The 12,378-nt window shown below is 34.4% G+C and carries 10 protein-coding genes and 1 pseudogene; all 11 read right to left on the bottom strand.

The genetic code is table 11. The features are described 5' to 3' along the window. Positions 1–297 precede the first annotated feature (297 nt). Positions 298–2,319, bottom strand: a complete 2,022-nt coding sequence (locus RT412_RS03560; RefSeq protein WP_313343448.1) for a sodium-translocating pyrophosphatase — start codon at positions 2,317–2,319, stop codon at positions 298–300. A gap of 129 nt (positions 2,320–2,448) precedes the next feature. Beyond that, positions 2,449–2,679 carry a preprotein translocase subunit SecG gene (gene secG, locus RT412_RS03555; RefSeq protein WP_398438833.1) on the bottom strand — a complete coding sequence of 77 codons (231 nt, stop codon included), beginning with the start codon at positions 2,677–2,679 and terminating at the stop codon, positions 2,449–2,451. A 178-nt stretch (positions 2,680–2,857) separates the two neighbouring features. Continuing rightward, positions 2,858–4,150, bottom strand: coding sequence for a phosphopyruvate hydratase (gene eno / locus RT412_RS03550; protein ID WP_313343451.1), 1,293 nt, complete (start codon positions 4,148–4,150; stop codon positions 2,858–2,860). Between the two features lie 12 nt (positions 4,151–4,162). Then, positions 4,163–5,692 (bottom strand): 2,3-bisphosphoglycerate-independent phosphoglycerate mutase, encoded by a 1,530-nt coding sequence (gene gpmI, locus RT412_RS03545; protein ID WP_313343454.1) that lies wholly within the window; start codon positions 5,690–5,692, stop codon positions 4,163–4,165. 13 nt (positions 5,693–5,705) lie between these two features. Further along, a complete protein-coding gene (tpiA, locus tag RT412_RS03540) occupies positions 5,706–6,464 on the bottom strand; it encodes a triose-phosphate isomerase (protein ID WP_313343456.1) in 759 nt (252 codons plus the stop codon). Positions 6,465–6,473: 9 nt separating this feature from the next. Continuing rightward, positions 6,474–7,667 carry a phosphoglycerate kinase gene (locus RT412_RS03535; protein WP_313343459.1) on the bottom strand — a complete coding sequence of 398 codons (1,194 nt, stop codon included), beginning with the start codon at positions 7,665–7,667 and terminating at the stop codon, positions 6,474–6,476. Positions 7,668–7,799: 132 nt separating this feature from the next. Further along, positions 7,800–8,813 (bottom strand): type I glyceraldehyde-3-phosphate dehydrogenase, encoded by a 1,014-nt coding sequence (gene gap / locus RT412_RS03530; protein ID WP_313343462.1) that lies wholly within the window; start codon positions 8,811–8,813, stop codon positions 7,800–7,802. Between the two features lie 78 nt (positions 8,814–8,891). After that, the gene (locus RT412_RS03525; RefSeq protein ID WP_313343465.1) at positions 8,892–9,917 is read right to left on the bottom strand and encodes a sugar-binding domain-containing protein; all 1,026 of its coding nucleotides are present in this window, start codon (positions 9,915–9,917) and stop codon (positions 8,892–8,894) included. A 304-nt stretch (positions 9,918–10,221) separates the two neighbouring features. Further along, positions 10,222–11,181, bottom strand: a complete 960-nt coding sequence (locus tag RT412_RS03520; protein ID WP_313343468.1) for an ABC transporter ATP-binding protein — start codon at positions 11,179–11,181, stop codon at positions 10,222–10,224. Further along, positions 11,182–12,207: an ABC transporter ATP-binding protein gene (locus RT412_RS03515; RefSeq protein ID WP_313343471.1), complete on the bottom strand. Its 1,026-nt coding sequence runs from the start codon at positions 12,205–12,207 to the stop codon at positions 11,182–11,184. Positions 12,208–12,221: 14 nt separating this feature from the next. Beyond that, a pseudogene (locus RT412_RS03510) lies at positions 12,222–12,378 on the bottom strand (ABC transporter permease); the annotation flags it as partial.

The following is a 12,378-nucleotide window of genomic DNA, read 5'->3' as shown; positions in this document are numbered from 1 at the left end:
GCTATTGATTAGCAAATTATTTTTTATTTTTTTCAATTGCTTACCTACTGCTAATCTACCGCTAATCCATTGCCACTCTATTGATATATTATATGTTAATAATTTGAAAACTGCAAGCAGATGACCCAAATTTTTAGCAGATAACCCAAATTTTTTAGCAGATGACCCAAATTTTTAATTTGGTGTCAGTCGCTTGTACTGTAAGTACAACAAAAAAAGGACTTCCGAAAAAGTCCTCATTTATCATCTATATGATAGATTGTTGAAAAAGCTCGCCCTGAAAAACGCGGAAGCCGGTTAAAATAATTTCGATAACAAACCGCCATATTGAGCCAATAATGGTCCAAATACCAATGAAACAACTGTCATAAGTTTAATAAGAATGTTGATTGAAGGCCCTGAAGTATCTTTAAACGGGTCACCTACAGTATCACCGACAACTGCTGCTTTATGAGCTGCACTTCCTTTTCCTCCGTGAGTACCGCCTTCAATGTATTTCTTAGCATTATCCCATGCACCACCTGCATTTGACATAAATATTGCCATTAATACACCTGTTACTAACGCTCCGGCCTGTAATCCACCGAGAGCTTCAGTTCCAAGCAAGAAACCAACCAACACAGGTACTATTACTGCTAACAACCCCGGTACAACCATTTCTTTTAATGCTGCTGCCGTAGAAATATCAACGCATCTTCTGTAGTCAGGTTTCCCTTTACCTTCCATTATGCCAGGTATTTCTCTGAACTGTCTTCTGACTTCTTCAATCATTGAGAAAGCTGCTTTACCAACTGCACTCATTGTGATAGCAGAGAATAAGAATGGCAGCATACCTCCTATGAATAAACCTGCGATAACTGTTGGATTTGTTAAATTTATTGATGTAATACCAACAGATTGAGTATAAGAGGCAAACAAAGCAAGTGCCGTTAATGCAGCTGAGCCGATTGCAAAACCCTTACCTATAGCAGCAGTTGTATTACCAACAGAGTCTAATTTATCAGTAATTTCTCTTACTTCATGTGGTAATTCACACATTTCTGCTATACCGCCTGCATTATCTGATATAGGTCCGTAAGCATCAACCGCAACTGTCATACCTGTTGTTGAAAGCATACCAACTGCTGCTAAAGCTATACCGAATAGACCTTTTACATTATCTATTCCGTTTGGAGTATATCCGGCTATCATATATGCACCTATTATACCAACTGCCAAGACGATTATTGGATATGCTGTTGATCTCATACCTACAGATAAACCGCTGATAATTGTTGTAGCAGAACCTGTTTCTGATTGATCAGCAATTTCTTTAACATATTTGTAATCGCCTGATGTATAGATTTCTGTTATTTTAGCTATTACTAAACCAACAACCGAACCAAATACTATCGCCCAAAAAGGAAGTAAGCTGCCAAGTATTGAATTACTTAAGAAAAATGCTGCAGCCATAACGATTATTGAGCTTGCATATGTACCCATATTTAAAGCTTGTTGCGGGTTTGATCCTTCTTTACCTTTTACAAACATAGTACCTACTATAGAAGCCAAAATACCAACAGCACAGATTAAAAAGGCAAACAATACTCCTTTTTCTCCAAAAGCAAGAACTCCCAACGTAATAGAAGAAATTATCGATCCCACATATGATTCAAATAAGTCCGCTCCCATACCTGCAACGTCACCAACGTTGTCACCAACGTTATCAGCTATAACTGCAGGGTTTCTTGGATCATCTTCAGGAATGCCTGATTCTACTTTACCAACAAGATCTGCTCCAACGTCAGCTGCCTTAGTATAAATACCACCGCCAACACGTGCGAATAATGCAACCGAAGAAGCTCCTAAGCTGAATCCTGTTATTATATTAGCATCTCCAAATATTAACCAAAATGTACCTGTTCCTAATAAGCCAAGACCAACAACTGTCATGCCCATTACTGAACCGCCTGAAAAAGCAATGTCTAATGCTTTGTTCATACCTGATTGATATGCAGCATTTGTTGTTCTTACGTTTGCCTTTGTTGCAACAGTCATACCAAAGTATCCTGCAAGTATTGAGCACGCAGCACCTGCAGCAAAAGCTAATGCAGTTGGCCAGCTGATTGCTAATCCTAAAACAATAAACATTATAATTGCGAAAATTCCAACTGATTTGTATTGTCTTGCAAGGAATGCCATAGCACCTTCATGAATATATGAAGATATTTCTTTCATTCTGTCATTGCCCGGCTCTGCCTTACTTATTACTGATGCTTTATAAAATGCAAACAGTAACGCTAATACTCCCATTATAGGAGCAATCAATAAAATATCCATTTAATACTTTCCTCCGTTGTTAATTAATATTAAGCGCTCGAATACAATTGAGCTTTTTACATGAAAAAATAATTCTAAATTCATAAAGAATATAGAATAATATTAACATTTCCAATTAATTACAAAATATTACTGAATAGCTACCAAAATTAATGAAGCAATCAAGAAAAATATCGCTGAAGCTGCTGTAGCTTTTTCTAATTTACCTTCATAACTTCTGCCTTTATTTTTTCCCCAAATTGATTCTGCTCCACCTGCTATATCACCTGACATACCGGCTGATTTTCCTGATTGAAGCAAAATGCTTGCTATTAGAAATAAACTTGCGATTATTAATAAAATTCTCATTACAGTTTCCATCATTCCACCTCCTGCTAACTATCTTTTCTGAATAACATTAGAATTATAACACTAAAAGGTTTTATAATCAACAAATTTTTTTACAATTGATTAGCAATAGATAAGCATTGACGGGCAATAGACTAACCATTGTTTTTTCTATTGCCAATCCATTGCCTACCAATCGCCACTCTTTTGCTTATCTATTGATATTGTAGAATACTTTCATTCCGTCATATTGTGCTGCTTCACCCAACATATCTTCCAATCTCAATAATTGATTATATTTAGCAACTCTGTCTATTCTTGATGGGGCTCCCGTTTTAATTTGACCTGCATTTGTTGCAATTACCAAATCAGAAATAGTTGTATCGTCAGTTTCACCTGAACGATGCGAAACCACTGCAGTATATCCTGCTCTTTTTGACATCTCAATGGCATCCAATGTTTCTGTTATTGTACCGATTTGATTCAATTTTATTAATACTGAGTTTGTAACCTTTAAATCAATGCCTTTTTTCAATCTTTCCGTATTGGTAACAAATAAATCATCACCTACAAGCTGGATTCTGTCTCCTAATTTATCGGTAAGCATCTTCCAGCCTTCCCAATCCTCTTCATTCATTCCGTCTTCGATTGATATTATTGGATATTTGTTTACTAAATCAACATAATAATCCACCATTTCCGCTTGAGTTAATTTTCTTCCTTCACCTTCAAGTGAATATATCTTTGTTTCAGAATTATATAACTCTGTAGCAGCAACGTCAAGTGCAAGCATAACATCCTTGCCGGGAGTATATCCTGCTTTTTCTATTGCTTCGACTATTGTTGCCAAAGCTTCTTCATTAGATGAAAGATTTGGAGCAAATCCACCTTCATCGCCTACTGCTGTATTTAATCCTTTATTCTTAAGAACACTTTTTAAGCTGTGGAATATTTCAGCGCCCATTCTTAAAGCTTCCTTAAAGCTGACAGCTCCAACAGGCATTACCATAAATTCCTGAATATCTACATTATTATCGGCATGCTGCCCGCCGTTTAATATGTTCATCATAGGAACCGGCAATGTCTTTGCGTTAACACCGCCTAAATATTGATATAATTCTAAACCTAATGTATCCGCAGCAGCTTTAGCACAGGCAATTGAAGCACCTAATATTGCATTTGCTCCAAGTTTGCCTTTATTATAGGTTCCGTCCATCTCAATAAGTATATTGTCGATTAAAACCTGTTCTGTTGAATCTCTGCCTATTAATTCGGGAGCTATAATGTTGTTTACATTATCAACAGCTGTCTGAACCCCTTTTCCTAAATATCTTGATTTATCACCGTCACGTAGTTCCACTGCCTCAAAAGCACCGGTTGACGCACCTGAAGGCACTCCTGCTCTTCCGTATCCGCCGCTTTCGGTCCACACTTCTACTTCAATCGTTGGATTTCCTCTTGAATCTAATATTTCTCTTGCATATACATCTGATATAATTGTCATTTTTTCCTCCACTTATTTAATTATTAAACTGTTACCTGTCATTTCTACCGGTTTTTCAAGTCCCATAAGTTCAAGCATTGTAGGAGCTATATCCGATAATATGCCTTCCTTTAGCTTGAAGTTTTTAGGATTATGTACAACTATTAAAGGAACCTTGTTAGTTGAATGAGCTGTCACTCTTGTTAATGTCACAGGATCCAACATTTCTTCGCAGTTTCCGTGATCCGCCGTTATTATTGCTGTTCCTTCTGCTCTGATAATAAAATTAACAATTTCTCCAAGACATTTATCTACTGCTTCAACAGCTTTGATAGCTGCTTCTATGTCACCGGTATGACCTACCATGTCAGGATTTGCAAAGTTTATAATCATAACCTGGTACATATCATTCTCTAATTGCTCCATAATCATATCCTTTAATTCAAAAGCGCTCATTTCCGGTTTTAAATCATATGTCGGAACGTCCGGTGACGGAATAAGCTTTCTAACCTCATGCTTGAACGGTTCTTCAATTTCACCGTTGAAAAAATATGTTACATGAGCATATTTTTCAGTTTCTGCAGCTCTTAACTGCTTATAACCCTTTGAGCTTAAATATTCACCCAAAGTATTTTTTACAAAGTGAGGTTCAAAAGCAATTTCAACATTTTCTATGGTTTTATCGTATAAAGTCATAGAAACAAATTTAACATTTACTTTTTTTCTGTCAAAATAATTAAATTCTTCGTCTACAAAAGCTCTTGTAATTTGCCTTGCTCTGTCAGGTCTGAAATTATAAAACACTACAGCATCATTATCTTTTACGGTTATTAATTCTCCGTTTTGATTTTTTACCATAATCGGTTTAATAAATTCATCTGTTACACCGTTTAAATACGATGATGTTATTGCCTCAAGAGGATCATTGAATATTTCTCCCTCCCCTTTAATTAATGCATTATAGGCTAATTCAACCCTGTCCCATTGCTTATTTCTGTCCATTGCATAATATCTTCCCATTATTGTGGAAATATGCCCAATACCTATATTTTTGATTTTTCTTTTAAGCTCTTTAATATAATTTGGACTGCTTGTCGGACTGACATCACGACCGTCAGTAATGCAATGTATAGCTAAATTGTTAATACCTTTTTTCTTAGCAAGCTCCATTAAGCTATATAAATGAGAATTATGACTGTGGACTCCGCCGTCAGATAATAGACCAACAAAATGCAACGTAGATTTGTTTTCCAATACATAGTCAAAAGCTGAATTCAGAGCTTCATTACTCTCTATTTCACCCTCTTCAATTGCTTTGGTTATACGTGTAAAATCCTGATACACTATTCTGCCTGCACCAATATTTAAATGTCCTACTTCCGAATTACCCATTTGTCCTTTTGGAAGCCCAACATCATAACCGCTTGTAGATAAAACAGTATTAGGATATTTTCTCATCAATACATCAAAATTAGGGGTTTTAGCTCTACTTATTGCATTTCCCTCATAATCATTGCCTATTCCCCAGCCATCAAGGATAATAAGTGCTGTAACTTTATTCATGTTATGACCTGCCTTACTTTGCATAATTAATAATTTTATAAAATTCTTCGGCCTTTAAGCTTGCACCGCCTATCAGTGCTCCGTCTATATCCGACTGTGTAAGTATTTCTTTGGCATTGTCTGCCTTTACGCTTCCACCATATTGAATGATTACCTTATCCGAAATATCTGAACTGTATATTTCTGACAAACAGTTTCTGATAAAGTATGCCATTTCATTTGCTTGCCGGCTGCTTGCAGTTCTGCCTGTTCCTATAGCCCATATTGGTTCATATGCAATCACAGTTTTAACTGCTTCAGAACCGTCAACATTTTCAAAGCCCTTAATAATTTGGTTTTTTACGGTTTCTTTTTCAATTCCGCTTTCTCTTTGCTTTAGCGTTTCTCCTACACATACTATGGGAATTATACCATGTATGTGTGCAGCTTTCAATTTCTTATTTACAGTTTCATCCACTTCATTGAAGTATTGTCTTCTTTCAGAATGTCCGATTATAACATAATCAACACCAATATTTTTGAGCATTGCTGGTGATATTTCGCCTGTAAAAGCTCCGACCTCTTCGAAGTGCATGTTTTGAGCTCCAACCTTTATATCGAAGCCTGATAAACTTTGTTTAACATGGTATAAATTAACAAAAGCAGGACATATTAAAACATCGGCATCCTTATCAAATTTACCCGATAATGATTTTAATTCTTCGACTAATGCTAAGCTATCATCTAAATCATTATTCATTTTCCAATTTCCGGCTATTAACTTTCTTCTCATTACATCCTCCTATTTGTCGTCGACCGCATCAATTCCCGGAAGAATTTTACCCTCTAAGAATTCTAATGAAGCTCCACCTCCTGTAGATATATGAGTTATTTTATCTCCAAGGCCAATTTTTTCAACAGCAGCGGCACTGTCTCCGCCACCAATGATTGAAACAGCATTTGTATTTTCAGCGATACTTTGTGCAATTGAATTTGTTCCCTTTGCAAAGTTATCCATTTCAAATACCCCTAAGGGTCCGTTCCAAATAATTGTGCTCGATTTTTTAATAACTTCTTTGAATAATTCAATAGTTTTATCACCTATATCAAGTCCCATAAAACCTTCGGGCATTTTATCAACATCCGTTACAAAGTACTCCGTATCATTTTTAAACTCTTTTGCAACTACAGTATCAACCGGAAGAATAAGATTAACGTTTTTATTTTTTGCTTTTTCAATTAAACTTTTTGCTAAATCTTGTTTTTCTTCCTCTAATAAAGAAGTTCCAATTGAATAACCCATGGATTTAAGAAACGTGTACGTCATTCCTCCACCAATAAGTATGTTATCTGCTATGCTAAGTAAATTTTCTATAACTGCTATTTTATCTGATACTTTGGCACCGCCTAAAATAGCAGTAAGAGGTCGTTTAGGATTATGAAGCGCATTACCCATAATCTCTATTTCTTTTTCAACCAGAAAGCCTACTGCCGATGGTAAATGCTTGCAAATACCTGCATTAGATGCATGGGCTCTGTGTGCGGTACCAAAAGCATCATTCACATAAATTTCTCCTAAAGAAGATAAATCTTTAGCGAAATCTTCTCCGTTTTTCTCTTCTTCTTTTCTGTACCTTGTATTTTGAAGAAGCATAACATCTCCCGGCGCTAAATCATGTGCATCTTTCTTTACATTTTCGTCGACAACAATATCACAGTCGGCAAATATTACTTCTTTTCCCAAAAGCTCACTTAATCTTTTAGATACAGGAAAAAGTGAGTATTTTGGATTTGCTTCTCCCTTTGGTCTTCCTAAATGAGACATTAATATTAAAGAAGCTCCGTTATTCAGTAAATATGTAATAGTAGGCAATGAGCTTGTAATTCTTATGTCATCAGTTATATTATTATTTTCATCAAAGGGCACATTAAAATCGCATCTGACTAATACCTTCTTACCCTTTACATCTAAATCCTTTAAAGTTTTCTTATTCATACAAAACCCTCCGTATAACAATAGAAAAGCAATGGATTAGCTGTTGATTTGCAATGGATGGGCAATTGTTATGTTCTCCTGTATTTTCTAATCTATTGCCTATCCACTGCCTATCTATTGCTTATCTATCGCCTATCTATTGTTCATTGCTCCCCAATATTTTGCTAATCTAACTAATTGTGCCGTAAATGACATTTCATTGTCGTACCAAGCAATTAGTTTTATTAATTGTTTTCCTTCAGATTCAAGTATTTGTGTAGATAAAGCGTCAAATATACATGCATAGTGACTTCCTATTACATCACTTGAAACTATTGGATCTTCTGTGTATGCTAATGATTCATTTGCTGCCTTTTTAATTGCCGCATTGATTTCTTCCTCAGTAGTATTTCTGTTTAATTCAACAGTTAAATCAACTACAGAGCCGGTTATAGTCGGTACCCTGAGAGCCATACCGTCAAGCTTTCCTTTTAATTCAGGAAGTACTTTACCAACTGTTTTAGCTGCTCCTGTTTCAGCAGGTACAATATTCGCAGCCGCAGCACGTCCTCTTCTTGCCATAATTCCTTTTTTATGTGAATTGTCATGAATGTTTTGGTCATTTGTATATGCATGAACTGTTGTCATCAAACCTTTTACAATTCCAAATTCATCATTTAATGCTTTTGCCAATGGTGCAAGACAGTTAGTTGTACATGATGCTGCAGAAATAACTGTTTCAGTACCGTCAAGTATGTTATGGTTTACATTGTAAACTATAGTCTTTAAATCTCCCTTGCCGGGTGCTGATAATAATACTTTTTTAGCTCCGGCCCTTATATGCGCTTCTGCTTTTTCCTTATCATTAAATTTACCTGTACAATCAATTACTAAATCAATGTTTAACTCTTTCCAATTGCAATTTTCAGGTTCTTTAATGCTTGATGTCAATATTTCATTGCCGTCTACAACTAAAGCTTTTTCATTATAAGTTATTTTGTCTGTTATGAAGTTTCCGTGGGCAGTATCGTATTTAAGTAAATAAGCCAATGTTTCAGCGTTAGAATTAGTGTTGATTGCAACAACCTTAAAATCCGGGTCCTGTGCCATTAATCTTAATGCCAATCTTCCTATTCTACCAAATCCGTTAATTGCTACTCTAACCATAAAATCCTCCTAAAAATTAATTTATATTATTTAAAATTTATGAAATTCAATAAGGGTTTTGCCCTTTATTCAGCATGGTTATAATTTTAATATCTTTATAGCAGCAGCTTCGTCTGTTACAAGGATAAAGTTATTGTTAAATTTAGAAAATGCATAGATTGTCTCCGCCTTTGAACTTCCTGCCGCTACACATATAGCATTTTTAATGGTTTTAAAATTGTCCAATGTTATTCCCACAGAGTTAGTTTCAATTTTTACATTTCCATACTGGTCGAAAAAATATCCAAAGGTTTCGGCAATTAAATTTTCGGACTCAATTTTGCTTAGAACTTCTTTATCCGACTTTCTCCTTACAGCCATTTTCTTAGCATTTCCAAGACCAAAAACCAATAAGTTTATTTTTTTTATATCTTCTAAAACTTCATTTATCAGCTTGTTATTTTTTAAAACATTCAATCCTTCTTTATCTAAATTATCAGGAATGTGCAGCAGTTTATAGCGTGCATCTAATTTTTCGGCTAAATTTGCGGCTATTGTATTTGCCTGAATTTCTAATTCTTCGCTCAACCCGCCTCTCGCAGGTAAGACCAAAAGATTTTTCAAGCCTTTTTTGCTCTTCATATGATTAACAGTACATGCCATAGTGGTTCCGCCTGTTATTCCTAACACAGTATCATTTTTAATGAAATCCAAAACAATTTCGGCTGCCTTTTTTCCTAAATCATGAAATGCATATAAATCATTTTCCGTATCACCTGCAACAACCGCAACGCGTTTTAACTTTAATTTATCCTTCAATTTTATTTCTAAATCAGATAAATTTTTAATATAATAAAAAGTATTATGCACCTCTGATACTATGTCTATACCCATATCTGTTAATTTTACTCCGGCAGAATGAATATGTATTAAATTTAATTCCTTCAACCTGTCTATTTCAGTTCGCATGGTTCGTTCAGACATACCTAACTTATTAGCTAAAGTTCTTCTGCCGACAGGCTCAAAACTACTGATAATTTTTAAAATTTCATACCTTCTCATCAGTAAGCCAACTGTTTCGGGAACTATTTTATTTTGAATTTCAAGTATTTTATCTATATCCATAAACCCTCCGGGATATATTTCGTCCCATATGCATTTTTTCGTCCCTAACTTCATTTTATCATATTTAGTTTTAAATGCAATAGTATTTTTATAAATCGGGAAATTAATTTTGATTAATATCAGATTCGAAAATTAGATATGTGTTATACTATATGGCTTAGTTTTTTATATGTGTTTTATTATTTAAATTATATCACGATGATATATTAATGTACAGACAAATTTTATTTAAAAAAAGATTCCTCACTAATTCTCAAACTGACGCTTATGTTGTCATCTTGAACATATGAGGGACCTCATTAATTTAATACAAATGGCATGCTACCTTATGTTTACTATCAATTGTTTTTAAATCAGGCATTTCTTCATGACATATTTTTTTTACATACATACATCGCTCTACAAACCTACAGCATTCTTTTGGATTAATCGGACTTGGTATTTCTCCTTTTAATCTTATTCTTTCTTTAGTTTTTGCAATATTGGGGTCTGCTTCAGGTATTGCAGATAACAGTGCTTGTGTATAAGGATGTAAGGGATTTCTATACAACTCCACTGATTCGGCTTGTTCTACAATCATTCCTAAATACATAACTATAACTTTGTCTGAAAGATATTTTACAACACTTAAATCATGAGCTATAAATAAATATGTTAGATTTCTTTCTTTCTGTAACCTTTTTAACATATTTAATACTTGTGCTTGTATAGAAACATCTAAAGCTGATATCGGTTCGTCACATACAATAAATTTTGGATTAACCGATAACGCTCTTGCAATTCCAATACGCTGTCTTTGACCTCCGGAGAATTCATGGGAAAATCTTGACATATGCTCTTTATTTAAGCCAACTGATTTAAGTAAGTCTTCAATTCTTTCATCTAATTCATTTTCAGTAACATTTTCATGGATTCTAATTCCTTCGCCAACTATGTCTTTTACAGTCATTCTCGGATTTAAAGAAGAATATGGATTCTGAAATATCATTTGTATATTTTTACAGTATTGCAGCTTATTCTTGCTAAAATTGTCGTCAAAAACATTTTTACCTTGATATAATACTTCACCCTTTGTAGGTTCATATAGCTTTACTAAGCATCTTCCTGTTGTAGATTTGCCACATCCTGATTCGCCTACAAGTCCAACCGTTTCTCCTTCATATATATCAAAGGATACATCTTCTACTGCTTTTAATATTTCTTTTTTATTGATTTGAAAATATTTACTTAAATTCTTAACTTGTACCAAAGGTTGATTGTTCATTTATACCACCTCGCTTATAAGTTGTTTTTTACACGGCAGAACAACTTCTTGTGCTAATTCATGTTGCAACCAACACATTGTTGTGTGTACATGGGTTATATTATATTCGAGCGGTAATTTGTTATAGCAAATTTCCATAGCATACTCACATCTTGCTGCAAAAGGACATCCTAAAGGAGGAGAAAACAAATCAGGAGGAGTTCCCTCAATCGGCTGGAGGTCAGTATCTTTATCAGTTTCTAAACTTGCTATGGAGCATAATAATCCTGATGTATATGGATGCTTAGTATTATAAAATATATCATCAACCAATCCTCTTTCAACAATTTTGCCTCCATACATAACTAATACTCTGTCGCACATTTTTGCAATAACTCCCAAATCATGAGTTATCAGTATAATGGTTCTTTTTAAATTGCGTTGTAAATCCTTTAATAAGTCAAGTATTTGAGCTTCTATGGTAACATCTAAGGATGTGGTAGGTTCATCAGCTATTATGATGCTTGGGTTACCAATAAGAGCTATAGCAATCATTACCCTTTGTTTCATTCCACCGCTTAACTCATGAGGATATTGATTGTATCTTCTTTCACCATCTGAAATTCCTACTAATTTTAATATTTCTAAAGCTTTTTCTTTTAATTCTTTTTTATTATATAATTTTCTTTGCACAAATATTTCTTCTATTTGTTTGCCGACTTTCATTGTTGGATTTAAAGATGTCATTGGATCTTGAAATATAAAGCCTATTTCTAATCCTCTGATTTTCATTATTTCTTTATCAGGCATTTTTATGATTTCTTTGCCTTTATATAAAATAGACCCGTTACTAAAGAACCCGGGAGGTTCCGGATTAAGCTTAATTATACACTGTGCCGTTACACTCTTACCACAACCTGATTCGCCTACGATACCAATAACTTCACCTTCATTTACGTCAAAACTTACATCTCTTACAGCTTTCACAATTCCACCATATGTGTAAAATGAATAACTTAAATTTTTAACTTCCAGTATTTTATCCATAAGTCACTTCCTTTTTATTCAGATCCTCTTAGTTTTGGATCTAATGCATCTCTCAGTCCATCGCCTAATAAATTTAATGCAAGCATTGTAGTACATATAAAGAATGATGGTATAAATAGCTGATAAGGATAAACTCTTAATAGTTTAACTCCTGATTTAGCCAAAATACCC

This window comes from Sedimentibacter sp. (assembly GCF_032080165.1).
In the GTDB taxonomy this organism is placed as follows: Bacteria; Bacillota; Clostridia; order Tissierellales; family Sedimentibacteraceae; genus Sedimentibacter.
Note: the sequence above shows the minus strand (reverse complement) of the source record. Positions and strands in the feature narration are given on the sequence as shown.